This window comes from Desulfobulbus elongatus DSM 2908 (assembly GCF_000621145.1).
GTDB classification, from domain to species: Bacteria; Desulfobacterota; Desulfobulbia; order Desulfobulbales; family Desulfobulbaceae; genus Desulfobulbus; species Desulfobulbus elongatus.
On the sequence record NZ_JHZB01000045.1, the window covers coordinates 1 to 23,302 of the forward strand.

The following is a 23,302-nucleotide window of genomic DNA, read 5'->3' on the forward strand; positions in this document are numbered from 1 at the left end:
AAGGCGTTCCAGATGATTCCTGTCCTCAGGACGTACACTATTGCGGAGAAAAAGAGTCGGTTCGAATACTTCGGCTTTCGGCCGCCGCCCGGCTTACGAGTATATTCTTTTCCGGCTTCTCGCAGATCTGTGGGGATCAACGGTTCAACGATCGCCCAGAATGCATCCGAAATTTCCCAGGTTTTGATGCGTGCCATTTCTCCCCCCGTTGCTTGGTTTCAACGGATATTAGCTGGTGGCAGGAAAATTGCGAGCAAATTATTTGTGGATAAGCACTTAGGCGCTGTGCGAGCGCCGCCCAGCCTCCGTCAGGCGTTCCAATCGGATCGAGAACGATAACGTGGGCTTCGCGCCCTTGCCGCTCGGCGAGATGGCGCAGTACGAAGGATTTGCCGACTCCGGGTGCCCCATTGATCTCGATGAATCGGTGCTGGTCACGTGCTTCGTCCAGCGCAGCCAATGCGCGCAAACGCGGTAAGTTGATCCCCCCAACCGTTGTTCCGATGTCCCGTAGCGCAAATCGCGACATCTCCGCGAGGCGTGCGCGTGCCGATGCATAGTTTCGATCACCGGCCAAGCGAAAACCACGTGCTGTCACTTTCTCGGCGAGTTCGTCGCGGGTGATAGAGCCGCCGGCCTTGCCGGTCTTGATTGCCAGCTCGATGAGATTGCTCCACAGCGCTTCAGTTCGAGCGGCATCTTCGGGGGCGAGAGCCTGCCTCGCGAGCGTGAGAGCATGGGCCTGAGCCTGCGGGGCCCCGGATTCGAAATCGAACTCAAGGATCAGAAACCGCTGGATGATGCCCCAGACGGCCTCATCGTTATCGGGCACACCATGAGCGACGAGATTGGCACGAAAAGTCTGGACGAAGCCGCGCATCGCATCGCTGGCGGCCCCCTTGAGCGTCAGTCGCTGGAAAAACTCAGCACCTGTCCTTGCTGTGCGGGCCCATTCGAGAACGTCCTGATAGGGGCCGGAAATCGCAAAGCTCGTGCGCTGGGTCGCCACGGCAAACAGATGGCGGTCGGTCGGTTTGATTGCCGGTGCGCTCCGCACGATCTGTTCGCAAACGCTCTGGAAGATATTGTCCTTCTGGGAGAAGGTGATCGTGCGCTTCGACTGGATTTCGAGAAGCGAGCTACCTTTGTCTGACGCCCCGTGTACGATCAGATCGTCCAACGCATAGCCCTCATCGCCCCCCTGAAACATAACACGTTCGATCTGCGCATTGGGCAGTCCGCGCGCTTCACTGCCGGCCAGCATTTGCAGGAGATAGAAAGCGCCCAGCTCTCCCTCGATGTAAGTTCCGGCGCCCCCACGCCCGACAGGACTGGAGCCTCTTTTGTTCTCGTTCGTTTTTCCCGCAGTCACCTGATCCATTTGGCAATCTTAACCATTAAAGCAAAGCTGCAATTCGACATTATTCCCGATTCTCTCTGGAGGCACCGGGTCAAGATACTTCCAATATAAACTGATTGTCCTCTCTTTGATCGGGGCTTCTCGGCAGGGAATCGATACGTAATAATTATAACTTTATCGGAAAAAAGGAAAAATAACCAGATTGACCACTCCAGAAAAATGGCTTGTTGGGCACCAAGATTCGGGGTCTGAGTAACGAGACTCTTTGCATCCGGAACAAGGGAAAATATTTTTATTTTTCCTGAGAAAAATTTTTACGATTACATGCGCAGCTTGCACTCCTGTCGGGCTACTCCTGTGTGCGCCTCCTTTTGCCGCGACTGATGGAGAGGAGCACCCCCAGGCAGGAAAAGATCGAAAAGGCGACCAAGGCGGTTCGCATGCTGAGCAGGAAGCGCGGCAGATTGGCGTCGGTAACGGGTTGATCGCCCATGAACAGCGAGAAGATGAGGGTGATGGTGGTAAGGCTGGTGGCCATGCCCAGGGTGCGCATGGCGCCGATCATGCCCGAGGCCACGCCGAATTGGCGCCGTTCGACGCTGTCCATGATCGCGGTGGAGTTGGGCGTGATGAAAATGCCGAAACCGGCGCCGATCAGCATCAGCTCCGCGGCGACCAGCCACAGGGGCACATGGGCGCTCAGGGTCAGGGCGGCGAACAGCAGCCCAACGGAGCTGATGAGCATGCCGGCCGTGGCCAGCGTGGCCGTCCTGATCCGGCCGGTCAGCCATCCGGCGAGCGGCGAGGTCACCACCTGCATGAGCGGCTGGAGCAGGATGATGAAGCCCGCCTGGCGGGCGGTCAGCCCCTTGGCGTATTGCAGAAAGAGGCTCATGAAAAAGACGATGCCGAAGGTGGCGGCGTAATTGCCCAGGGCCGCCAGGCAACTGAGCGTAAAAAACCGATTGCCCGAGAGCAGGTGGACATCAAGCAAGGGGCTGTCGTTTTTGCTCTCCAGGGCGAGAAAGATCGCCAGCCCGGCGGTTCCGGCCACCAGCATGGGCACTCCGAGGGTCATCTGCTGGGCATGGGCGGCCCCGATCATGATGCAGCCGACGGAGAGGGCGTATACCACGCTGCCCCGCCAGTCCATTGCCTCGCCCGAGGCATTTTTCTCTTTTTGCTTCATCCCGAACAGGCAGCTTAAGATGGCGGCAATCCCGATGGGGACGGCCATGAGAAAGACATGGCGCCAGCCGAAATGCTGGGTGACGTAGCCGCCGATCACCGGACCCGAGGAAAGGCCGATATAGGTGCAGGCCGAGACCAGCCCGATTTTGCGCGCCCGCAGCGCCGGCGGATAGGCTGCCGCGACCAGGGCCATGCTGCCGGAGAGGACCATCGAGGCGCCGATCCCCTGAAGAAAGCGCAGGACAAGGACGGCAAGGATGCTGGTGGCGTAGCCCAGGCAAAAGGTGAACAGGGTGAAGACGACCAGGCCGACGAGAAACATGATCCGCTGGCCGACGATATCGCCCAAACGGCCGAAGGTGAGCATGAACATCGCCAGGGAGAGCAGGTAGAACTGCTCCACCAGGCCGATCTGCATGGCCGATGCGCCGAGGTCGCGGCCGAGCGAAGGCAGGGCCACGCCGATGGAGGTCAGCATGAACGGTGCCATGAACTGGGCGATGCACACCGTCAGCAGCACCATGGCCGCGGGACTTGCGGGGATGCTTTCTCCGCGGATTGTTGTTTCATTTTTTGTATCGAGAATCATAACTGAACACAGTCCTTTTTCCGGTGAACGATGCCAAATCCGGTCAGCGCCGCTACGGTCCGGTCATCGCCCTGTTGCCCGGCCCATCGTTCGCGCGCAACGCCCTCGCTGCCGGTGGCGGCAGTGAGCTGCTCCCAGCAACCAGACTGCCAATCGCAGAGATTTCCGGAAGAAGCCAACTGATGAATCGTTAAAAAAATTACAGCCACTTAGCTTGCTTGCGCTAAGTGGCTTTTTTGTTGTGTGTCTGAAGAACGAAAAAATATTTTTGGTGGTTTCCTCAGGGTTCAGGCCGGTCGCTTTGCCGTGGCGGTTGAATCCCGGTTGGGAGATATGCCGGACAACAGGCGGTCAGGCCGGCTGCCGTTGCCGGATCATTCCAGCGAGGGTTTGGGGGTTGCGTCGGTGGGTGCCGGCAGAATCGGATGCACGACCTGCGGTTGTTTGCCGGTGGTCGATTTGAGGAAAACGACGATCTTGTCCAGATCTCCTTCCTTCAGGTCGGCGCCGAGCTGGGAGTCGTTCATCACCGAAACCGCTTCCTTCAGATCCCAGACGACCCCGGAATGGAAGTAGGGCGGGGTCAGCTCGATATTGCGTAGCGATGGGGATTTGAAGGAGAATTCGTCGTTTTTGGCCTGGGTGACGGCAAAACGGCCCTTGTCGCCGGCAATGATCTTTTCGCTTGGCTTGCTGACCACGCCCAGCTCGTAATAGCCGTCTCCGCCCATGTTGACACCGCTGTGACAGGAGACACAGCCGTGGTCCAGGAACAGCTTCAGCCCCTCTTTCTCCTCCTGATTCAGGGCCTGGGCATTGCCTTTGAGAAAGAGGTCGAATTGGGAATCCGGGGTGATGAGGGTGGCCTCGAAGACCTCGATGGCCTTGGCCATGTTGTCGAAGGACACCGGGTCGGCTTGGCCGGGGAAGGCTTTCTTGAACAGGTCCACGTATTCGGGCATGCTGTTGAGCGTCTTGACAACGTTGTCCGGGGTATTGTTCATCTCCACGCCCGCCTGCACCGGACCCTTGGCCTGCTCGGCCAGATCCTTGGCGCGGCCGTCCCAGAACTGGGCGAGATTGAACACCGAGTTGAGCACGGTGGGAGCATTGCGCGGACCTTTCTTCCAGCCGTGACCGGTGGAAGTCTGCTGGTAGTCCGCACCGCCCAGGCCGACATTATGGCAGGTGTTGCAGCTGATCAGGCTGCTTTTGGAGAGCCGCGGCTCGAAATAGAGCATCTTGCCCAGTTCGATCTTGTCCGGCGTGGCCTCGTTGTCCTTGATGACCGGCGCCTTGTCCGGAATAGGCTTGAATGCTGCCTGGGCATCCTTGAGCAGGCTGTCCCCCCCTTCTGCGGCGTATCCGGTGGCGACCCACGAAAGGGCGAAAACAAGGGCGGCAAGATAGGTTTTTTTCATAACGGTCCTCCTTCTCAATGATGTTTTGATCTGTGGCTGTTGATGGTGCCGTGGATATGCATTTCAATAAACAAAGAATGATTCCTGTTTTCAAGCGATTTATCCCATTTTTCCGGCGGACTCGGGGCAAATTTTTTGGTGGCGGTACCAATCTCCTGGCGTGGCCGGACCGGCGTGATCGTTTGGGGGGCAGGACGGGCGTGGCCGGGAGTGAGCGGTCCCCGTTTCGTTGCCGATCGGGGCGGACTGCGCCGCCATGGGCGTGGGGGAGGGAAAGGCGTTCGGCGTGGAGGAGGGGATGGAGGCCGGGAGCGTGTGTGCGGGGTTCCTTGAGAGCGAGAAGGGCGGATGAGGCCCGGACACCGAGGGACGGTGTCGAAAAAAGAACGGAAGGGCCGCACGCCTCCCATGTCATCGTATTCCCGGGTGCAACCGGACGGGTGGCGCAGGGTCGCGTTTTCGGCGCCTCAATTCCGGGAGGCCTTTTCTTCGAGGGCTTCTCCGATCTCGCGCTGAATGTCGGCAACGGTTGCCAGCGGGTCCCGCGACGTGCTGATCGGGCGGCCTATCACCACGTAATCGGCGCCGTTGCGGATGGCCTCCCTGGCGGTGGCGATCCGTTTCTGGTCGTCATGCTGGATGGTGTCGATGTTCGCCCCCGGCCTGATTCCGGGAGTGACGATGACGAAGTTCCGCCGGATATCGCCGCGCAGTTTTCCCGCTTCGCGGGCGGAGGACACGACACCGTCGCAACCGAGTGCGATGGCCTTGTGAGAACGCATGAGCACCAGGTCTTCGACTGTTCCCGTGAATCCCATCCCAGCCATGTCGGATTCGTCGAAACTGGTCAGAACGGTGACGGCGAGAATCTTCAAATCATTTTTGTGGCGCACCGCCGCCCGGATGATGGGATCGTTGCCGTGAATGGTGGCAAAGGTGACGTTCCTGTTCGCGAGTTGTTGCACGGCGAGGCCGACGGTCTCCGGGATGTCGAAGAACTTGAGGTCCACCATCACCTTGTTGCCGCGCCCGACGATGTGGTCGATCACCGGCCACCATCCGGCAAGGAAAAGCTGCAGGCCGACCTTGAAGAACTTGATCTTGCCGTCCAGCATCTCGACCCACTCCCTGGCCTTTTCCGGCTCGGAGAAATCGAGGGCAAAAATAATGCGTTCGTTCAATGGAATATCGTGCATGGGCAAGCCGCTGGTCGTGGAGGCATGGGGCTGTCTTTTCGGGTGGAATACGCCGGCTTTTCTAGTAAAAAATGGCATAAAAGTAAACAGAAAAGGCTGGAGCCGCTGTTTCGGCCCACAGTCCCGCCGCCCGAAGCGGCGCCGGACAACGCCGGGATGACAGTTGTTTTTTATTGCGAAATCAAATTGATAAGCCTATAACATGAGGCGCGGCGAAGATGCCGGGGGCGAGAGCGGCCGCGCCGGAAGCGGCCGGACGGGACGCGCCCTTGCCGGGGCTCCGGTGCCGGGCCGGCGTCCGTCGCGTTCCGCCCAAAAGAGACAAAGAACGAGCATGAACAAATCGAAATCGAGAAGAGAGAAAAAGGTGGTCTACGGACCTGAGCCTCCGCCCGGATTCCTCACCACCAGGGGCTTGATCATTCGCGGCATCGTCTTTTTCGCCGCGATTGCGGGAATCTGTTTTCTCCTGTGGCAGGAATTCGGCGGGAAGTGACATGACGGTTTCGTTTTTGGAAGATCTGGCGGTCGGGCAGACCTTTGCTTCGGGGCGACTTCGGGTGGATGGGGAAGGCATCAAGCGCTTTGCCGCTGAATTCGACCCGCAGCCCTTTCATCTCGACGAACGGGCCGCCCGCGCGACCCTGTTCCGCGGATTGGCCGCAAGCGGCTGGCATACGGCGGCGCTCACCATGCGATTGCTGGTCGAAAGCGAATTCAGGCCCGCCGGCGGCTTCATCGGCGCGAGCATGGATGCGCTGCGCTGGCCGCGTCCGGTGCGGCCGGGCGACGAACTGCGCCTTGAAATCGTCATCCTTGCCATCCAACCGTCGAAATCCAAGCCTGGACAGGGAATGGTCAAGATGCGGGTCACGACCCTGAATCAGGCGGACAAGGCAGTGCAGGAGTATGTTGCCAACATCGTGGTGCTGGCGCGCCGTCGGGAAGAGCCGGCGCGTCGTTGCACCTGAGACCTGCCGCTGTGCCGGCTGCCGCCGCGAGCCCCGGCAGATCCCACGGTCTGGAGGGCGGACCCGGACGGCGACCGGTGAAGGCATGATTTTTTTTCGGAAAACCAGGACAAAAAGGAGGCAGGCATGCGTTGCATGAGGATCGTTGCAGGGATCGTGGTCACCATTGTTCTGACCGTTGGCCTGGCCGCCGCGCTGGTGGAATCGCCGGCGATCACCTCGCAGGAGGCGCTGACGAGGCTGAAGGAGGGCAATCTCCGCTTCGTCTCCGGGACCCACAGGCATGCCGGTGTCGGCCTGGATGCCGTCAGGGCGCTGGCGGCCGGGCAAAAGCCCTACGCCATCATCCTCACCTGTTCCGACTCGAGGGTGTCGCCCGAACTGCTGTTCGACACCGGCCTGGGGGAACTGTTCGTCGTCAGGGTTGCCGGCAATGTCGCCGACCCGGTTGTGCTGGGGAGCATCGAATATGCGGCCGAGCACCTCGGCACGCCGCTGGTGGTCGTCCTGGGCCACGAACGATGCGGTGCGGTCACGGCGGCCGTCGAGTCGAAGGGGCAGGGGGACGGCAACATCGGCGCCATCGTGCAGGCCATCCGACCGGCCCTGAAGAAAACCGAGGAGGCGGGCACGGTTGCCGGGCAGGACCGGGAACGGTTCGTCGAAGCGGTGGCCGATGCGCACATCGCCCTGGTCAGAGACAGCCTGACCTCGCAATCCAAGGTGTTGCAGCATCTCGTGGCGGCCGGCAAACTGAAGATCGTGACGGCGAAATACCGCATCGAACGCGGTGAGGTCGACATCCTGCAGTGAGTTATCCGGCCGGAATGGGGCCGCGCCCGATTGACCGTTTCCGCGGCTGCGGTTTCCGGCCACCTTCCGGGGTGAAAATTTTCGATCCCGGTAAAATTACCTCGACAGAAACGGGTGAAGTCACCTATATTGCCGGCCTTTAAGGTTGCGGTGTATGTTGGCTTCCGTGGCCGATTCTTGAAAAGCCTCTGCCGCCGAAACCAAGAGGAGCAGATGATGCTGCCATGAACAAGGGAATTTCTTGGGACGATATTCCCCCGCTGGAAGAGGGCGTCGTCGATTGGGAAGACAAGCAGCGGTCCTTGCCCGAGAACAGGGCGTTTGTCCGGCTCGACCGGGGGGCCGTGTCCCAACTGGTCGAAGTGCGGGAGATCGTTGTCTGGGTGGCGACGGTCACGGACATGTACGGGGGGACGCTGGTGGATATCAGCAAGGGAGGACTGGCGGCGCACCTGCCTGTCCGGCTTGCCATGGATACTCCCGTGAGAGTCGGTGTGTCCCTGGGATGCGAAAGGGTCATCGTCCGCGGGCTGGTGCGGCACGTCACCGGGCAACGGGACCGGTATGTCACCGGCATCCAGTTCGTCGACCTTGCCCCGGACGCGGCCGAGTGCATCGAGGGCCTGTATATGGCGGAGGTCTTCTGTCATGCCTTCTGATAAGCGCGGGCGGATGAAAACGTCGGAACAACCGGGTGCGGCCCACATGTATCTCATAACCTGGAACGCCCGCTATGCGATCGGGATAGAGGAGATCGACGACCATCATCGCCATCTCGTCGCCTTGCTGAACACGATCTACGACGATTTCGTCAATCAGGCGCCGAACCGGAATCTGGCGAACGTGTTCGCGGAGCTGGCCTCGTACACCCAGTACCATTTTTCGGCGGAAGAATCGCTGATGCGCGCATACGGCTATCCCGGCTACGGCCTGCATAAAGTCCGGCACGATCAGTTCGTCGAGCGTTTGGAAACCATGCGGGAACAGTTCTGCAACGGTCGGCGGCAGATGTCCTTCGACCTGCTCACCTTTCTCAATACCTGGTTGTTGTCGCACATCCTGGACGCCGATGCCGACATGGGCAGGTTCATTGCGTCGAACCACCGGATGACGGCCTGATTGCCGGGCAACGGTGCCGCCGGGTGCCGTTTTCATCACGATGCCGGATTCCGTCCGGCATTCCCCCCCCTGATGCCGCCGCCGATATCGCTCGCGGCCGGGCAATGTCCCATCTTGTCTCAGCGGCACTTCTTTGCCGTGTCTTTTTGACCCGCAAGGTGTAACTATCCTGTTTGTCGGGATAATTTTCAAGAGCATCCCCCGGTTTATTCCATTGCCGCATCACATTGCCCTGTCTCGTTTCCCCGGACGGTCATTTTTGACTGTTTTCCCGTTTTTTTTCATCGCGGGGCCTTTGGGCCCAACCGGCGATTTTCCCTGGTCACTCTGACCCGTTTTCCTGTTCTGGCTGTCGTTTTCGGTCGGTTCGAGAAGGTTTCCTTGTCGTGGCGGCCAATTTAATTGAGTGAAAATATGTTGTTTTTTCATGGCACGCCCTTTGCTATTCAGGGGAAGCAGCCTCCTGGATCCAAGCACGGCAGCACGAGAAAGAGAACACGACAAGGAACCCCGACACTCATTCAAGGAAGGTGTGATTATGGCAGTTCGCGAAGAAGTATACGGTTATTTCATTCCCAGCGTTACCCTGATCGGCATTGGTGCCGCCAAGCAAATCCCGGACAAGATCAAGGCCCTCGGCGGCTCCAAACCGCTGATCGTCACCGACAAGGGCATCACCGGCGCCGGCATCACCAAGCAGATCACGGATCTGCTCGATGCAGCCTCCATGAAGTATGTGGTCTACGACGAGACCATCCCCAACCCCACCGATAAGAACGTCCACGCCGGGGTGGAAATCTACAAGAAAGAGAAGTGCGATTCCCTGATCACCCTGGGCGGCGGCTCCTCCCACGACTGTGGCAAGGGTGTCGGCCTGGTGGTGGCCAACGGCGGCAAGATTCACGATTTCGAGGGCATCGACAAATCCAGCAAGCCCATGCCGCCCTATCTCGCGGTCAACACCACCGCCGGCACCGCCTCGGAAATGACCCGTTTCTGCATCATCACCGATACCTCCCGCCACGTGAAGATGGCCATCGTCGACTGGCGGGTCACCCCGGGCATCGCCGTGGACGATCCGTTGCTGATGATGGGCATGCCGCCGGCATTGACCGCCGCCACCGGCATGGACGCGCTCACCCACGCGGTCGAGGCCTATGTGTCCACCATCGCCACGCCGATGACCGACTCCGCCGCCGAGAAGGCCATCGAACTGATCGCCAAGCACCTGCGGCCGGCCGTGGCCAACGGCCAGGACATCGAGGCCCGCGAGGGCATGTGCTTTGCCCAGTACCTGGCCGGCATGGCCTTCAACAACGCCAGCCTGGGCCATGTCCACGCCATGGCGCATCAGTTGGGCGGTTTCTACGACCTGCCGCACGGCGAGTGCAACGCCATCCTCCTGCCCCACGTGCAGAAGTTCAACCTGATCGCCAAGATCGACCGCTTCGTCAAGATCGCGCAGCTCATGGGCGAGAACACCGAAGGGTTGGCGCCCCGCGACGCCGCCGAGCTGGCTCTGGTGGCGATCAAGAAACTGTCGGCCGACATCGGCATTCCGGCCGGCCTGATCGAGTTGGGCAAGCGCTACGGCAAGGAGGTCAAGGCCGCGGATATCGACATCATGACCACCAATGCCCAGAAGGATGCCTGCGGTTTGACCAACCCGCGCCGGCCGAAGGACGCGGACGTCAAGGCGATCTATACCGCGGCGCTGTGAGGCGGGCAGGGCTGCGGGCCGTGCCGGCCGACCGGCCGTTGCCGGCAGAAAGGCAAAAGCGTCGCCTGCCTGCCGCCGCCCGCAGCCTTGATCCTGCAACAAAACAAGAATACCCGGTGGAGCCCGCCCCCTGTTTTCCCTGTCTTGGCCTGAGCGGGCTCGACCGGTCTTTCACCGGAATTTGAAAAAATACGCTGTGGTTGGCGTTGCGGGACGCGGCAACGCGTCCCGTGTTTGACGTTTCCCCCGGAAAGGAGGCGCAGGTGGTTTCCTCCTTGTACCCCTGCGCCTCCGATCGGAGCGCCGGATTGTTCTCGTCCCCGAACGGAAGCCCTGCCGCCTGGCGCGGGAAGGAAAACCGGAACGTGTTTCATTCATCCATTCTTTCATAGGAGTCATGCATGCAGAGAAAAATAGTGTACGTCAATGGGATCGAGCGTTCGGTGGTGGCCGAAAAATCCGAGCTGCTCTCCGACGTTATCCGCAAGAGCCTGCGCCTCACCGGCACCAAGGTCGGCTGCGGCAAGGGGCAGTGCGGTGCCTGTAACGTGATCATGGACGGCAAGCTGATCCGTTCCTGTATCACCAAGATGGACCGGGTCCCCGATCGCGCCGTGATCACCACCATCGAGGGCATCGGCACCCCCCGGGATCTCCACGCCCTCCAGATGGCCTGGATGGTGCACGGTGCCGCCCAGTGCGGCTTCTGCACCCCCGGCTTCATCGTGTCGGCCAAGGCGCTGCTCGACGGCAACCCCGATCCGTCCCGCGAGGAGATCCGCGACTGGTTCCAGAAATACAAAAACGCCTGCCGCTGCACCGGTTACAAGCCGCTGGTCGATGCGGTCCGCGATGCGGCCAGGGTGCTCAAGGGCGAGATCAGCATGCAGGATCTGGCCTACAAGATTCCCCAGGACGGCAAGGTGTTCGGCACCAACATGCCGCGTCCCAGCGCCGCCGCCAAGGTGACCGGCTCCTGGGATTTCGGCGCCGATTCCGGCATGCAGCTGCCGGAGGGCACCCTGCAACTGGCCCTGGTGCAGGCCGAGGTCTCCCATGCCAACATCCTCTCCATCGACACCAGCGAGGCGGAGCAGATGCCCGGCGTCTACAAGGTGGTCACCCACAAGGACATCAAGGGCAGGAACCGCATCACCGGCCTGATCACCTTCCCGTCCAACAAGGGCGACGGCTGGGAGCGGCCGATTCTCTGCGACACCAAGGTGTTCCAGTTCGGCGATGCCATCGCCATCGTCTGCGCCGACACCGAGAAGCACGCCAAGGCGGCGGCCAAGAAGGTCAAGGTCGAGCTGGAGGAACTGCCCGCCTACATGAGTGCGCCCGCGGCCATGGAGCCGGACGCCATCGAGATCCATCCCGGCACCCCCAACGTCTACTACATCCAGAAAATCGCCAAGGGCGAGGACACGAAGCCGATTTTTGAAAAGGCGGACGTCACCATCGAGGGCAGCTACTATGTCAGCCGCCAGCCGCATCTGCCCATCGAGCCCGATGTCGGCTACGCCTATCTCGACGACGCCGGCAAGCTGATCGTCCACTCCAAGTCCATCGGCCTGCATCTGCATCTGTACATGATCGCCCCCGGTCTGGGCGTGGAGCCGGAAAACCTGGTGTTGATCCAGAACAATACCGGCGGCACCTTCGGCTACAAGTTCAGCCCGACCATGGAAGCCCTGGTGGGCGCGGCGGCGCTGGCCACCGGCCGCCCGGTCTTTCTCTGCTACGATTACTTCCAGCAGCAGACCTACACCGGCAAGCGCTCGCCGTTCTGGACCACCCTGAGCTACGCCGCGACCAAGGACGGCACGCTCCTGGGCATGGAGACCGACTGGTCGTGCGACCACGGCCCGTACTCCGAGTTCGGCGACCTGCTCACCCTGCGCGGCGCCCAGTACATCGGTGCGGGTTATGACATCAAAAGCATCCGTGGCGAGGGCCGCACCGTGTGCACCAACCATGCCTGGGGCGCGGCCTTCCGTGGCTACGGCGCGCCGGAAAGCGAGTTCCCGTCGGAAGTTTTGATGGACGAGCTGGCCGAGAAACTGGGCATGGACCCCTTCGAGTTGCGCTATAAAAACGTCTATCGTCCGGGCGCCACCACCCCCACCGGCCAGGTGCCGGAGGTCTTCTCCCTGCCGGAGATGTTTGACGCGCTCAGGCCCAAATACGAAGAGGCCAAGAAGCGGGTTGCCGCCAACTCCACTGACACCGTCAAGCGCGGCGTGGGTATTGCCCTGGGCATCTACGGCGCCGGTCTGGACGGCCCCGACACTGCCGAGACCGATGTCGAGTTGAACCCCGATGGCACGGTCACCATCTTCAATACCTGGGAAGATCACGGCCAGGGGTCGGATATGGGCACCCTGGCCACCGCCCATGAGGCCCTGCGGCCCCTGGGGCTGAGCGTCGACCAGATCAGGCTGGTGATGAACGACACCTCCAAGTGTCCGAATTCCGGGCCGGCGGGCGGCAGCCGCAGCCAGGTCTTGGTTGGCCAGTCAATTCGTGTCGGTTGTGAGGAACTGATCAAATCGATGCGGAAAGCCAACGGCTGCTTCCGTACCTACGATGAGATGGTCGCCGAAGGCATCCCCACCAAGATCAACGGCAAGTGGACCGCTCCGGCCAACGACTGCGATGCCAACGGTCAGGGGAACCCGTTTTGCTGCTACATGTATGGTCTGTTCATGGTTGAGGCTGCGGTGGAGATTGCCACCGGCAAGACCACGGTGGAGGGGATGACGTGCGTGGCCGATGTTGGTAAAGTGGTCAACAAGCTGGTGGTGGACGGCCAGATCTACGGCGGTATGGCCCAGGGGATCGGCCTGGCGCTCACCGAGGACTTCGAGGACATCAAGAAGCACTCGACCCTGGCCGGCGCCGGTTTCCCGTACATCAAGCAGATCCCGGACGACATGGAGATCATCTATGTCGAGACCCCGCGCCCGGACGGCCCCTTCGGCGCTTCCGGCGTTGGCGAAATGCCGCTGACCGCCCCGCACGCCGCGGTGATCAACGCCATCTACAACGCCTGCGGCGCCCGCGTCCGTCACCTCCCGGCCCTGCCGGAGAAGGTGCTGGCCGCCATGCCGAAATGAGCGCGTGAACGACTGAGCGGAAACAGGAGGCGGACCGATTGGGTGCCGGTCCGCCTCCGGTGCCGGGCGGGTGAACAGCAGGACGGTGTCGCCCGCCCGGTTTGTTGGCAGGCATAGCCACAACACCACAAACGCACCATCGAGGCCGCATTCTCCACCATGGATCAATTGCAGCTCAGAGAACTGGAGGCCCGTTGCATTCAGGAGGAACAGCCGTTCTGCACCGCGGCCTGTCCCATCCACGTCGATGTCCGCGCCTTCATGGCCGCCCTGGCCAGGGACGATGTGCGCGGCGCCCGCAAGGTCCTCGACCGGACCATGCCCTTTCCCGAAATCCTGGGCCGGCTGTGCGACGCGCCCTGCCGCCCTTTCTGCAAGCGCGGCGAGATCGGCGATCCGCTGGCCATCGGCAGCCTGGAACGGTTCTGCGTCAGCCGGACGCAGACCATGGTCAAGCTGCCCAAGCTGCCGAACAAGGGCGGCAAAGTGGCGGTGTTCGGCGCCGGCCTCTCCGGCATGACCGCGGCGCTGGACCTGGCGCGCAAGGGAAGGCCGGCCACCCTGATCACCCCTGACGACGATATCGGCGGCCGCTTGCGGTCCCTGCCGGCCGAGATCCTGCCCGGCGAGGCCCTCGCCCAGGCCCGGACCATCCTGGCCGGCTACGGCGTGACCGTGATGACGGCGACATCGCTCGACGACGCGGCCGTCACGAATCTGATCGACCAATACGACGCGGTCTACTGCGACCGGGATGCGGTCGGCGCGCTCGCCGGCCCGTTTGCCGCCGGCGAGCCCGATCCCCTGAGTCTGGCCCTCGCCCAGGACGGCTGTTTTGCCGGGGGCGGCCTGGGGACGGACGGCAACTATTCGGTGATCAAACAGGTGGAGGACGGCCGGCGCGCCGCCCTGTCCATCGAGCGGTTCCTGCAGAAGGTTTCCCTGACCGCCCAGCGCGACAAGGAGGGCAGCTGTGCCACCCGGATGGTCACGGTTATTGACGGCATCGCCCCGGCCGCCGAGATCCCGCCCGCCGACCCGGCCCAGGGCTACACCCCCGCCGAGGCCCGGGCCGAGGCCGGCCGCTGCATTTTGTGCGAGTGCATGGAATGCGTCAAGCAGTGCGTCTACCTGCGGGAATACAAGGAATACCCCAAGACCCTGGTGCGCAGGATCTACAACAATCTGGCCATTGTCCAGGGCACCCGCAACGCCAACAAGATGATCAACGCGTGCAGCCTCTGCGGCCAGTGCACGGTGATCTGCCCGCACGATTTTCCCGTGGCCGAGGTCTGCCGCTCCACCCGGCAGGAGATGGTGGCCACCGGCCACATGCCGCCCTCGCCGCACGACTTCGCCCTGGAGGACATGCGCTTCAGCCAGAGCGAGGCCTGCCGCCTGAGCCGGCACCAGCCGGGGCACGATGCCAGCCGCTTTCTCTTTTATCCCGGCTGCCAGTTGGCCGGCTCCGCCCCGGACCTGGTCGTGCGCGCCTACGAATTTCTGAGCGGAAACCTCACCGGCGGCGTCGGCCTGATGCTCGGCTGCTGCGGCATTCCGGCCCATTGGGCCGGCCAGCAGGCCCTGTTCGCCGAGACCCTGGACGGGTTCAGGGCCGAAGTCGCCCAAATGGGCCGGCCGACCCTGATCGCCGCCTGTTCGAGCTGCCTGTCGGTCTTCAGGGAATTCGCCCCGGACCTGGCCGTCACCTCGCTGTGGGAGGTGCTCGACGGCCTGGAACTGCCGGCCGGCGAACGTCGCCGGCCCGAAGCCGCCCTCGCGCTCCACGACCCGTGCACCGCGCGGTATCAGGACGGTGTGCGGACCAGCGTGCGCAGCCTCTGCGCCAAGCTGGGTCTGGCCGTGGTGGAACCCGCACTCGGCGGCGAGTTGGCCGACTGCTGCGGCTACGGCGGCCTCATGCAGTTCGCCAACCAGCCTTTGGGCACAAAGGCGGCCCTGGTCAAGGCCGGACGCAGCCGCCGCGACGGCCTGGCCTACTGCGCCATGTGCCGCGACAACCTGGCTGCCGCCGGCCGGCCGGTGGCTCATCTGCTCGACTATCTCTTCGCGGCGGCCGCCGATCCGGACCCGCTGGCCCGCGCCAATCCCGGCTTTTCCGGCCGCCACGAAAACCGCGCCCGGCTGAAGGAGCGCCTCCTGGCCAGCCTCTGGCAGGAAACTTCCGTCGCCCGGCCGGCCCATGCCGCGATCCCGCTGCTGATCGCCCCGGAGGTGGCGGCCCTGCTCGACAGCCGCCTCATTCTGGAGGAAGATGTCCGCAAGGTGATCGAGCATGCCGAGAGGTCCGGACGCTATCTGATCCATCCGGGCACCGGTCATCGGCTGGCCTCGTTCCGGCCGGTGCGCGTCACCTACTGGATCGAGTACGAGACGATTGACCGGGGCTTCCGGATTCACAACGGCTACAGCCACCGCATGCGGCTGCCGGAGGAGACGCCATGAGCACCTTTTCCTTTGCCGAGGCCACCGCCTGGCAATGCGCCGGCTGCAACCGGCCGCTTGAACCGGCCGAGGTCAAGGTGACCTATCTCAACTCGGTCTTCACCGTCGAACTCATGGTCTGTCCGGGCTGCGGCTTCGTTCTGGTGCCGGAGAGCCTTGCCGTGGGCAAGATGCTGGAAGTGGAACAACTGCTGGAAGACAAGTAAGATGAACGCTCTCTGTCACCGTTTGGATGCACCCCCGATCACCCTGTACGAACAGGACGAACTGGGCGCGCTCACCGGTGGCGCGCTCCGGCCCGGCGGCCTCGGCCTGACCAGGGAACTGCTGCGCTTCTGCGATTTCGCGCCCGGTGCGGTCGTCCTCGACGTCGGTTGCGGCCCCGGCCATACCCTGGAACTGCTGGCAACGGAATTCGGCCTGCGGCCGGCCGGGCTCGATCCCTCGGCCGCGATGCTGGCGAAAGCCGCCCAGCAGGCCCCGACCGCCGCCCTCCACCAGGGCCTGGCCACCGCTATTCCGTGCAAAAACAAAACCTTTGCCGGCATCGTCTCGGAATGCGTCCTGTCGCTGACCGGCGATATCGAGGCCAGCCTGGCCGAGATGCACCGGGTGCTGCGGCCGGGCGGCCGGCTGATCCTCACCGACATCTACTGCCGCCAGCCGCAGTGGCAGCCCGATCTGCCCCGTCTGCAAAGTTGCCTCAGCCACGCCCAGCCGCTGGAGGCGATCACGGCGGCCGTCAACCGGGCCGGCTTTGCCCTCGTCCTGCTCCGCGACCGGAGCGACCTGCTCAAACAGCTGGCCGGGCAGATCATCTTTTCCTTCGGCAGCCTGGAGCGTTTCTGGGGACTGTTCCTGGACGCGGACGCAGCCCGCCGTACCAGTTGCGCCCTGGCCGCCGCGCCGCTCGGTTACTACGCCCTCATCGCCGCCAAGGAGCCGCACCATGGATGACACTGCCCTGCGCATCATGCAATTGGCCGGCCAAGGCTTCTGTTGCAGCCAGATCATGATCAAGCTGAGCCTGGACGACATGGGCGAGGACAATCCGCCCCTGGTGCGGTCCATGGCCGGGCTCTGCGAGGGCATGGGGTGCGGCGACATCTGCGGGGTGGCCAGCGGCGCGGCCTGCGTCCTGGCCCTGTATGCGGCCAAGGGTAGCGCCGGCGAAGAGGCCCTGGACTGCTTCCCCCTGCTGCTGGCCCAGTTCATGGAATGGTTCAAGGGCAGCGCCACCACCTGGGGCGGCATCCGCTGCGACGACATCGTCGCCTATCAGGGCGGCCGCAAGCCCGAGGTCTGCGGCGGCATCATGCTGCGGGCCCGCGAGGTCGTTCTCGGGCTGCTCGCCGAGCAGGGCATCGATCCCGGTCTTCCCAGGGAGCAGGCAGGTGGATACTGAGCGTCCGATCCAGTTGCTGTCGTCGACCGAAAGCCTGTGCCCGGTCTGCCTGAAACGGCTCCAGGCCGTTCGCGAGCAGCAGGGCGACACCGTGTTTCTGGTGAAACAATGCAGCGAGCACGGCACGGTGCGGACACCGATCTGGCGGGGCGCTCTTCCGTTTTCCACCTGGCTGCGGCCGAAAAAACCCTCGGCGCCCCGCCAGGCTTTCTCCGCAATCAAGGACGGCTGCCCCTTCGATTGCGGCCTCTGCCCGAACCACGGCCAGCATACCTGCACGGCCCTGCTCGAAATCACCGGCCGCTGCAACCTGCGCTGCCCGGTCTGTTTTGCCGATGCCGGCGACCAGGCCCCCGAGACCGATCCCTCGCTGGTGCAGATCGGCATGTGGTACGACCGGGTCATGGCCGCCTCCGGGCCCTGCAACATTCAGCTCTCCGGCGGCGAGCCGACCATGCGCGCGGATCTGGCCCAAATCGTCCGCCTGGGCAGAGACAAGGGGTTCGACTTCATCCAGCTCAACACCAACGGCCTGCGTCTGGCCGAGCAGCCGGGGCTCTCCGGCGAACTCAAGGCGGCCGGGCTGGCCTCGGTCTTTCTGCAGTTCGACGGCCTGTCGCGCCACACCCATCTGGCCCTGCGCGGCCGCGATCTGCGCGAGAGCAAGGAGCTGGCCATCCGTCGCTGCGTCGAGGCCGGGCTGGCCGTGGTGCTGGTGCCGACCCTGGTGCCGGGGATCAACACCCATGAAATCGGGGCGATCATCGACTACGGCGTCCGCTTCGCGCCCACGGTGCGCGGCGTGCATTTCCAGCCGATCAGCTATTTCGGCCGCTATCCGCAGCCGCCGGCCGACGCCGACCGGCTGACCCTGCCGGAGGTGCTGCTGCTGATCGAGGCGCAGACGGACGGCGCCGTCCGGGCCGACCACTGCGCCCCGCCGGCCTGCGAACATGCCTTGTGCTCCTTTCACGGCAATTTCTTCATCGATGCGGCCGGCCGCCTGACTCCGCTCGGCAGCGGCCGGGCCGCCTGCTGCTCCACCGGCGAAACCCCGGCCGCCATCCCCACGGCGCTGGAAGGCAGGGAGAAGAGCGTCCGCTTCACCGCCCGGCAGTGGTCCCTGCCCATGGCTGACTCCGCCTGCAACTGCGCCGGGCAGCCGGCCCCACCCCAGGACGATTTCGACCGCTTCCTCGCCCGGGCCCGCACCCATACCTTCACCCTGTCGGCCATGGCCTTCCAGGACGTGTGGAACCTCGACCTGGAACGGCTGCGCGGCTGCTGCATCCACGTGGTGGCGCCGGACGGCAGGCTGGTGCCCTTCTGCGCCTACAATCTGACCTCGAATCAGGGGCGGCCGCTCCACCGGCGGCCGGTGCGGCCATGAAGCTCACCACCCTGGAAACGCTGGTCGGCCGGACCCTGGGCGTAGACGCCCGACCCGTGCCGCGCGCGGCCATCGATGCCTGGCAGGGCGAGCAGCTCTGCCGCCTGGTCGACTACTGCCGAGAGCGCTCGCCGTTGTACCGGCGGAAATTCGCGGCGGCTGGCATTGAGGCCGTTGACGGCCTGGCCGATCTGGCCCGCCTGCCGCTGACCACCGAGGCCGAGCTGCGGCAGCACGGCCAGGAGATGGTCTGCGTCGGCCAGGAGGCGGTGGCCCGGATCGTCACCCTGCGCAGTTCCGGCACCACCGGCCCGCCCAAGCGGCTCTGGTTCACCGACGGGGACCTGGCGCAGACGCTCGACTTTTTCCATCTCGGCATGCGGCAACTGGCCGAACCGGGCCAGACGGTGGCCATTCTCCTGCCCGGCGCCACGCCGGATTCCACCGGCCATCTCCTGGTCAGCGCCCTTGAGCGGATGGAGGTGAACGGCCGGATCGTCGGCCTGGTGAGCGAGCCGGCACAGGCGGCCCGGACCGTGGCCGAAATACGACCCGAGGTCCTGGTCGGTTTTCCGATGCAGATTCTGGCCCTGGCGCGCATGGCAGCCTTTCTGCGGCTCGACCTCGGCCCGATCACAAGGGTGCTGCTCTGCTCCGATTATGTCCCTGAGACGCTGTGCCGGTGCCTGCGCGACCTGCTCGGCTGCGAGATCTTCGTGCACTACGGCGCCACCGAGACCGGCCTGGGCGGCGGGGTCGACTGCGCCGCGCACGAGGGCTGCCACCTGCGCGAGACCGATCTGCTGATCGAAATCGTCGAACCGGCCACCGGCCGGCCCCTGCCGGCGGGACAGTGGGGCGAGATCGTCTGCACCACGCTCACCCGCACCGGCATGCCGCTGATCCGCTACCGCACCGGCGACCAGGGCCGCCTGCTGCCCGGCCCGTGCCGCTGCGGCAGCCATATCCGCCGGCTCGACCGCGTACTCGGCCGGCTCGATCAGGTGCGGACCCTGAAAAGCGGCCGGCAATTGGCCATGGCCGACCTGGATGAATGGCTGTGCGCCATTCCCGGACTGCTCGATTACGCCGCCTGCCTGATGAACCGGGACGGCCGGGAGATCCTGGAACTTCGCCTGACAGCCGTGCCCGGCCAAGGTGAAAAGGTCAGGCGCTTGGCCGCCGACCTGCTCAGCCGTCGGATTTCCCAGGCAGGGACGGCGATCGGCCTTGCCCTTGCCCCGGACACCACCATCCATTTCGCTAAACGTTTTCTTGAGGACCATCGTGAGGAGAGTGCGTCATGAAGAAATTACTGCAACAGATCTGTACCAGCCTTGGTGACGGCGAGGATCTCGTCCTGGTGACCATCGCCAGCCAGTCAGGCTCCACGCCCCGGCTGGCCGGGGCCAAGATGATCGTGCTTCGGGACGGCCGCACCTCGGGCACCATCGGCGGCGGCCTGGTCGAGGCCACGGCCATGCGGGAGGCCAAAGAGTGCTTCGCCTCCGGCCGCTCCCTGCGCCGCGCCTTCGATCTTTCCAACGGCGACGCCGCCGGCACCGACATGATCTGCGGCGGTCAGATGGAGCTCTTTCTGGAGTATATCGAGGCCAATGCGGTCAACCGCGACGTCTTCGGCGCGCTGCTCGCGGCCATGCGCTCGGGCCGCCGCGCCACCCTGGTCTGTCCCCTGAACGGCGCGGCGGCCGGCGGAGAGCGGTTCGTGGTCGACCACCGCGGCATGGCGAGCCGCGGCGACATTGCCGAACCGTTGCTGATGGCGATCAGGCAGGCCCTCGCCCCCACCTCGGCCACCGGCCTGGTCGAACACCAGGGGCAGGCCTACCTGCTTTCCTGCTTCACGGTGACCGGCACGGTGTATCTGCTCGGTGCCGGCCATGTCGCCGCCTGTACCGCCGAGACCGCGGCCCGGGTGGGTTTCCGGGTGGTGGTTATGGACGACCGGGACGAGTTCGCCAACCGGGAGCGTTTTCCCCTGGCCGACGAGGTCAGGGTGCTGCCGTCCTTTGCCGGCTGCTTCAACGGCTTCGACATCGACGGCGACGCCTACCTGGTGATCGTCACCCGCGGCCACATGCACGACATGGAGGTGCTCGACCAGGCCCTACGCACCGGTGCCGGCTATATCGGTATGATCGGCAGCCGCCGCAAGCGCAACACCATCTATGCCAAGCTGATGGACCAGGGCGTGAGCGAGGCGCGGTTGGCGCAGGTCCGCTGCCCCATCGGCACGGCCATCGAGGCCGACACCCCGGAGGAGATCGCGGTGTCCATCGTCGGCGAACTCATCTACCAGCGGGCCACCGGCAAAAAGGCATGGCACCTCGCCTGAGCGCGCTCATTCTCGCCGCCGGCTTTTCCTCGCGGATGGGCGAGCTGAAGGCCCTGCTGCCCCTGGGCGGCGGCACGATGCTGGCGCAGGCCGTGAGCCTGTTCCGCGACTGCGGCATCGGGGATATCGTGGTGGTGACCGGCCACCGGGCGGCGGAGATCGGCGCGGTGGCCACGGCGGCCGGCGCGCGGCTGGCCCACAATCCGCGGTATGCCGCCGGCATGTACGGCTCGATCCGCGCCGGCGCCGGCCTGCTGGCCGACCGCTGCGACGGCTTTTTCCTCCTGCCGGTGGACATCCCCCTGGTGCGGCGTGGCACCGTGCGCCTGCTGGTCCGGTCGTTCGCCGCGGCGCCGGCCCTGCTCTGCTCGCCGGTCTTTGCCGGCCGGAGCGGGCATCCGCCGCTGTTGCATGCCGACCTCATCCCCGCGATCCTCGCCGAGGAACAGTGCGAGGGCGGATTGCGCGCCCTGCTGGCCGGGGTCGAGGCGACGCATCCGGACCGGGTGCGCGAGGTACCGGTGGCCGACGCCCACATCCACATCGACCTGGACACCCCGGACGACTACCTCGACGGCTGCCTGCGCTTCGAGCGCCGGGGCATCCCGAGCATGGCCGAATGCCAGGCCATCCTGGAGCACCTGCATCCCATGCCGGCCAAGGGGCTGGCCCACGGCCGGGCCGTGGCCGAGGTGGCGGCGGCCCTCGCCGGTGCGGTGAACCGGCACGGCGGCCTGAGCCTGGATCTGGAACTGTGCCGGGTCGGCGGCTGGCTGCACGACATCGCCAAGGGGCAGCCCCGCCACGAGGCGGAGGGCGAGCGCTGGCTGAACGAACTGGGGTTTGCGCGGGTCGGGGCCATTGTCGGCGCCCACAGGGATCTGCCCTGGACGGCCGGCATGCCGGTCGGCGAGCGGGAAATCGTCCATCTGGCCGACAAGCTGGTCCGCGGCAGCCGGCTCGTCACCGTCGAGACGCGCTTTGTCGAGAAGCTGGAACTGTTCCGGGACGACCCCGAGGCGGTGCGGGCCATCGAGCGCCGATATCGGCAGGCCATGCAACTGGCCGTTGCCGTCGAGACCGCGATGGGACAGCCGCTGGCCACGATCGCCGGGATGGCGGCGGGAACATGCAGCGCCTGATCTATCTGCTCCGGCACGGCGAGGTCGACACCTCCTCGCCGCGCCGCTTCCTGGGACGGACCGACCTGTCGCTCAACGACAACGGTGTCCGCCAGGCCCGGGCCTTGGCCGGGCAATTGCAAACAATCCCTTTTGCCGCTGTGGTTGCTTCCCCGCTGCAACGGGCCGTGCACACGGCGGCTCTGGTGAGCGGCCGGCCAGCGGCGGCCGTTCGCACCATTGATGCCCTGGCCGAGATCGACCTCGGCCTGTGGGAGGGATGCACGGTGGCGGAGGTGCGGCAGCGCTTCCCCGGCGCCTACGAGCGGCGCGGCCTGGATCTGGAGCATGTCCGGCCGGAGGGTGGCGAGAGTTTCGGCGATCTGGCGGACCGCGTCTGTCCGGCCCTGTTCGGCCTGATCCGGCAAATCGCCGGCCCTCTGCTCGTCGTCGCCCATGCGGGCGTGAACCGGGTCCTGCTCTGCCGTCTGCTCTGCCGCCCCGTGCAGCAGGTACTGGACCTTCCCCAGGACTACGGCGCGGTCAATATCCTGCGGACCGGGCCGCAGGGCGTGGAGGTGGCGGCCGTCAACCTGATCGGCCCGCTCCCTGCGCCGGACGTGATCGCCACAATGAACCAAGGAGACAGATCATGACCATCATGACGACACATTTCGCCAAGGCGGTTGTTCCGGTAGAGGATGCGGTGGGGATGGTGCTGCCGCACGACATCACCGAGATCGTCAGGGACGGGTTCAAGGGTCGGGCCTTCCGCAAAGGGCATATCATCCGGCAGGAGGACGTGGAGCATCTCCGCCGGCTGGGCAAGGACCATGTGTATGTCTTGCAGTTGGGTCCGGACGAGATCCACGAGAACGAGGCGGCCCTGCGGATGGCCGAGGCCCTGGCCGGCAGCGGCATCGAGTATTCCCGCGAGATCGTCGAGGGCAAGGTCAGCCTGACCGCGGCCATGGACGGGCTGTTGAAGGTCAACCGGGAGGCACTCTACCGGTTCAACCTGCCGGGGGAGGTGATGTGCGCCACCCTGCAGGACAACACCCCGGT

24 protein-coding genes are annotated in these 23,302 nt (G+C 64.3%); 17 read left to right on the top strand and 7 right to left on the bottom strand.

Annotation, left to right across the window (positions count from 1 at the left end):
* The 6 genes from Q362_RS25035 to pyrF all read right to left on the bottom strand — a co-directional run.
* On the bottom strand, nucleotides 1-197 hold a 197-nt coding region (locus tag Q362_RS25035), incomplete at its 3' end, for a transposase (RefSeq protein WP_157470208.1).
* Complete coding sequence (locus tag Q362_RS21205; RefSeq protein WP_051554412.1) at nucleotides 137-1,381, bottom strand: ATP-binding protein; 1,245 nt, start codon at nucleotides 1,379-1,381, stop codon at nucleotides 137-139. The genes Q362_RS21205 and Q362_RS25035, both read right to left, overlap by 61 nt.
* A 328-nt stretch (nucleotides 1,382-1,709) precedes the next feature.
* Nucleotides 1,710-3,074, bottom strand: coding sequence for an MFS transporter (locus tag Q362_RS0115900; RefSeq protein WP_051554413.1), 1,365 nt, complete (start codon nucleotides 3,072-3,074; stop codon nucleotides 1,710-1,712).
* Between the two features lie 62 nt (nucleotides 3,075-3,136).
* Nucleotides 3,137-3,349 (bottom strand): hypothetical protein, encoded by a 213-nt coding sequence (locus tag Q362_RS23795; RefSeq protein WP_157470210.1) that lies wholly within the window; start codon nucleotides 3,347-3,349, stop codon nucleotides 3,137-3,139.
* A gap of 165 nt (nucleotides 3,350-3,514) precedes the next feature.
* Nucleotides 3,515-4,561, bottom strand: a complete 1,047-nt coding sequence (locus Q362_RS0115905; protein ID WP_028319468.1) for a cytochrome-c peroxidase — start codon at nucleotides 4,559-4,561, stop codon at nucleotides 3,515-3,517.
* A 467-nt stretch (nucleotides 4,562-5,028) separates the two neighbouring features.
* Complete coding sequence (gene pyrF, locus Q362_RS0115915; protein ID WP_035217063.1) at nucleotides 5,029-5,757, bottom strand: orotidine-5'-phosphate decarboxylase; 729 nt, start codon at nucleotides 5,755-5,757, stop codon at nucleotides 5,029-5,031.
* A gap of 334 nt (nucleotides 5,758-6,091) precedes the next feature.
* Between pyrF and Q362_RS23800 the strand changes: the two genes are divergently transcribed.
* The 5 genes from Q362_RS23800 to Q362_RS0115940 all read left to right on the top strand — a co-directional run bounded on the left by Q362_RS23800 (nucleotide 6,092) and on the right by Q362_RS0115940 (nucleotide 8,660).
* Nucleotides 6,092-6,253 carry a hypothetical protein gene (locus Q362_RS23800; protein ID WP_157470212.1) on the top strand — a complete coding sequence of 54 codons (162 nt, stop codon included), beginning with the start codon at nucleotides 6,092-6,094 and terminating at the stop codon, nucleotides 6,251-6,253.
* A 1-nt stretch (nucleotide 6,254) separates the two neighbouring features.
* A complete protein-coding gene (locus tag Q362_RS0115925) occupies nucleotides 6,255-6,728 on the top strand; it encodes a MaoC family dehydratase (RefSeq protein WP_028319470.1) in 474 nt (157 codons plus the stop codon).
* Between the two features lie 126 nt (nucleotides 6,729-6,854).
* Nucleotides 6,855-7,541, top strand: coding sequence for a carbonic anhydrase (locus Q362_RS0115930; RefSeq protein WP_028319471.1), 687 nt, complete (start codon nucleotides 6,855-6,857; stop codon nucleotides 7,539-7,541).
* A gap of 224 nt (nucleotides 7,542-7,765) precedes the next feature.
* Entirely contained in the window at nucleotides 7,766-8,200 is a 435-nt protein-coding gene (locus Q362_RS0115935; RefSeq protein ID WP_028319472.1) for a PilZ domain-containing protein, read from the top strand.
* Nucleotides 8,201-8,246: 46 nt separating this feature from the next.
* Entirely contained in the window at nucleotides 8,247-8,660 is a 414-nt protein-coding gene (locus Q362_RS0115940; protein ID WP_028319473.1) for a bacteriohemerythrin, read from the top strand.
* Nucleotides 8,661-8,882: 222 nt separating this feature from the next.
* Here Q362_RS0115940 and Q362_RS23805 read toward each other — a convergent pair whose 3' ends face one another.
* Nucleotides 8,883-9,089: a hypothetical protein gene (locus Q362_RS23805; RefSeq protein ID WP_157470214.1), complete on the bottom strand. Its 207-nt coding sequence runs from the start codon at nucleotides 9,087-9,089 to the stop codon at nucleotides 8,883-8,885.
* 109 nt (nucleotides 9,090-9,198) lie between these two features.
* On the opposite strand from Q362_RS23805, the gene Q362_RS0115945 reads away from it, so the two are divergent.
* The 12 genes from Q362_RS0115945 to Q362_RS0116000 form a co-directional block, all read left to right on the top strand.
* Nucleotides 9,199-10,380, top strand: coding sequence for an iron-containing alcohol dehydrogenase (locus Q362_RS0115945; RefSeq protein WP_028319474.1), 1,182 nt, complete (start codon nucleotides 9,199-9,201; stop codon nucleotides 10,378-10,380).
* 401 nt (nucleotides 10,381-10,781) lie between these two features.
* Nucleotides 10,782-13,499, top strand: a complete 2,718-nt coding sequence (locus Q362_RS0115950; RefSeq protein ID WP_028319475.1) for a molybdopterin-dependent aldehyde oxidoreductase — start codon at nucleotides 10,782-10,784, stop codon at nucleotides 13,497-13,499.
* A 159-nt stretch (nucleotides 13,500-13,658) separates the two neighbouring features.
* Nucleotides 13,659-15,965: a pyridine nucleotide-disulfide oxidoreductase/dicluster-binding protein gene (locus Q362_RS0115955; protein ID WP_028319476.1), complete on the top strand. Its 2,307-nt coding sequence runs from the start codon at nucleotides 13,659-13,661 to the stop codon at nucleotides 15,963-15,965.
* A complete protein-coding gene (locus tag Q362_RS0115960) occupies nucleotides 15,962-16,171 on the top strand; it encodes a DVU_1557 family redox protein (RefSeq protein ID WP_028319477.1) in 210 nt (69 codons plus the stop codon). The genes Q362_RS0115955 and Q362_RS0115960 overlap by 4 nt, the downstream gene beginning before the upstream one ends.
* A 1-nt stretch (nucleotide 16,172) precedes the next feature.
* A complete protein-coding gene (gene trsM, locus Q362_RS0115965; protein ID WP_051554415.1) occupies nucleotides 16,173-16,922 on the top strand; it encodes a DVU_1556 family methyltransferase in 750 nt (249 codons plus the stop codon).
* Entirely contained in the window at nucleotides 16,915-17,370 is a 456-nt protein-coding gene (locus Q362_RS0115970) for a DVU_1555 family C-GCAxxG-C-C protein (RefSeq protein ID WP_028319479.1), read from the top strand. Before trsM ends, Q362_RS0115970 begins: the two co-directional genes overlap by 8 nt.
* The gene (gene trsS, locus Q362_RS0115975) at nucleotides 17,360-18,760 is read left to right on the top strand and encodes a radical SAM (seleno)protein TrsS (RefSeq protein ID WP_157470217.1); all 1,401 of its coding nucleotides are present in this window, start codon (nucleotides 17,360-17,362) and stop codon (nucleotides 18,758-18,760) included. Before Q362_RS0115970 ends, trsS begins: the two co-directional genes overlap by 11 nt.
* On the top strand, nucleotides 18,757-20,067 hold the full coding sequence (locus Q362_RS21210) for a DVU_1553 family AMP-dependent CoA ligase (protein ID WP_035217064.1): 1,311 nt from the start codon (nucleotides 18,757-18,759) through the stop codon (nucleotides 20,065-20,067). The genes trsS and Q362_RS21210 overlap by 4 nt, the downstream gene beginning before the upstream one ends.
* Nucleotides 20,064-21,116: an XdhC family aldehyde oxidoreductase maturation factor gene (locus tag Q362_RS0115985; RefSeq protein WP_028319481.1), complete on the top strand. Its 1,053-nt coding sequence runs from the start codon at nucleotides 20,064-20,066 to the stop codon at nucleotides 21,114-21,116. The genes Q362_RS21210 and Q362_RS0115985 overlap by 4 nt, the downstream gene beginning before the upstream one ends.
* Complete coding sequence (locus Q362_RS21215) at nucleotides 21,101-22,258, top strand: DVU_1551 family NTP transferase (protein WP_035217065.1); 1,158 nt, start codon at nucleotides 21,101-21,103, stop codon at nucleotides 22,256-22,258. The genes Q362_RS0115985 and Q362_RS21215 overlap by 16 nt, the downstream gene beginning before the upstream one ends.
* Entirely contained in the window at nucleotides 22,246-22,893 is a 648-nt protein-coding gene (locus tag Q362_RS21220) for a histidine phosphatase family protein (RefSeq protein ID WP_051554416.1), read from the top strand. The genes Q362_RS21215 and Q362_RS21220 overlap by 13 nt, the downstream gene beginning before the upstream one ends.
* Nucleotides 22,890-23,302, top strand: a 413-nt coding sequence (locus Q362_RS0116000) for a hypothetical protein (protein ID WP_028319482.1), incomplete at its 3' end; no start/stop codon positions are given. The genes Q362_RS21220 and Q362_RS0116000, both read left to right, overlap by 4 nt.

Coding starts and splice junctions, on each gene's coding strand:
- Q362_RS21205 (WP_051554412.1), bottom strand. CDS start 1,381: ATGGATCAGGTGACTGCGGGAAAAACGAACGAGAACAAAAGAGGCTCC.
- Q362_RS0115900 (WP_051554413.1), bottom strand. CDS start 3,074: ATGGTGCTGCTGACGGTGTGCATCGCCCAGTTCATGGCACCGTTCATG.
- Q362_RS0115905 (WP_028319468.1), bottom strand. CDS start 4,561: ATGAAAAAAACCTATCTTGCCGCCCTTGTTTTCGCCCTTTCGTGGGTC.
- pyrF (WP_035217063.1), bottom strand. CDS start 5,757: ATGCACGATATTCCATTGAACGAACGCATTATTTTTGCCCTCGATTTC.
- Q362_RS23800 (WP_157470212.1), top strand. CDS start 6,092: ATGAACAAATCGAAATCGAGAAGAGAGAAAAAGGTGGTCTACGGACCT.
- Q362_RS0115925 (WP_028319470.1), top strand. CDS start 6,255: ATGACGGTTTCGTTTTTGGAAGATCTGGCGGTCGGGCAGACCTTTGCT.
- Q362_RS0115930 (WP_028319471.1), top strand. CDS start 6,855: ATGCGTTGCATGAGGATCGTTGCAGGGATCGTGGTCACCATTGTTCTG.
- Q362_RS0115935 (WP_028319472.1), top strand. CDS start 7,766: ATGAACAAGGGAATTTCTTGGGACGATATTCCCCCGCTGGAAGAGGGC.
- Q362_RS0115940 (WP_028319473.1), top strand. CDS start 8,247: ATGTATCTCATAACCTGGAACGCCCGCTATGCGATCGGGATAGAGGAG.
- Q362_RS23805 (WP_157470214.1), bottom strand. CDS start 9,089: ATGAAAAAACAACATATTTTCACTCAATTAAATTGGCCGCCACGACAA.
- Q362_RS0115945 (WP_028319474.1), top strand. CDS start 9,199: ATGGCAGTTCGCGAAGAAGTATACGGTTATTTCATTCCCAGCGTTACC.
- Q362_RS0115950 (WP_028319475.1), top strand. CDS start 10,782: ATGCAGAGAAAAATAGTGTACGTCAATGGGATCGAGCGTTCGGTGGTG.
- Q362_RS0115955 (WP_028319476.1), top strand. CDS start 13,659: ATGGATCAATTGCAGCTCAGAGAACTGGAGGCCCGTTGCATTCAGGAG.
- Q362_RS0115960 (WP_028319477.1), top strand. CDS start 15,962: ATGAGCACCTTTTCCTTTGCCGAGGCCACCGCCTGGCAATGCGCCGGC.
- trsM (WP_051554415.1), top strand. CDS start 16,173: ATGAACGCTCTCTGTCACCGTTTGGATGCACCCCCGATCACCCTGTAC.
- Q362_RS0115970 (WP_028319479.1), top strand. CDS start 16,915: ATGGATGACACTGCCCTGCGCATCATGCAATTGGCCGGCCAAGGCTTC.
- Q362_RS21210 (WP_035217064.1), top strand. CDS start 18,757: ATGAAGCTCACCACCCTGGAAACGCTGGTCGGCCGGACCCTGGGCGTA.
- Q362_RS0115985 (WP_028319481.1), top strand. CDS start 20,064: ATGAAGAAATTACTGCAACAGATCTGTACCAGCCTTGGTGACGGCGAG.
- Q362_RS21215 (WP_035217065.1), top strand. CDS start 21,101: ATGGCACCTCGCCTGAGCGCGCTCATTCTCGCCGCCGGCTTTTCCTCG.
- Q362_RS21220 (WP_051554416.1), top strand. CDS start 22,246: ATGCAGCGCCTGATCTATCTGCTCCGGCACGGCGAGGTCGACACCTCC.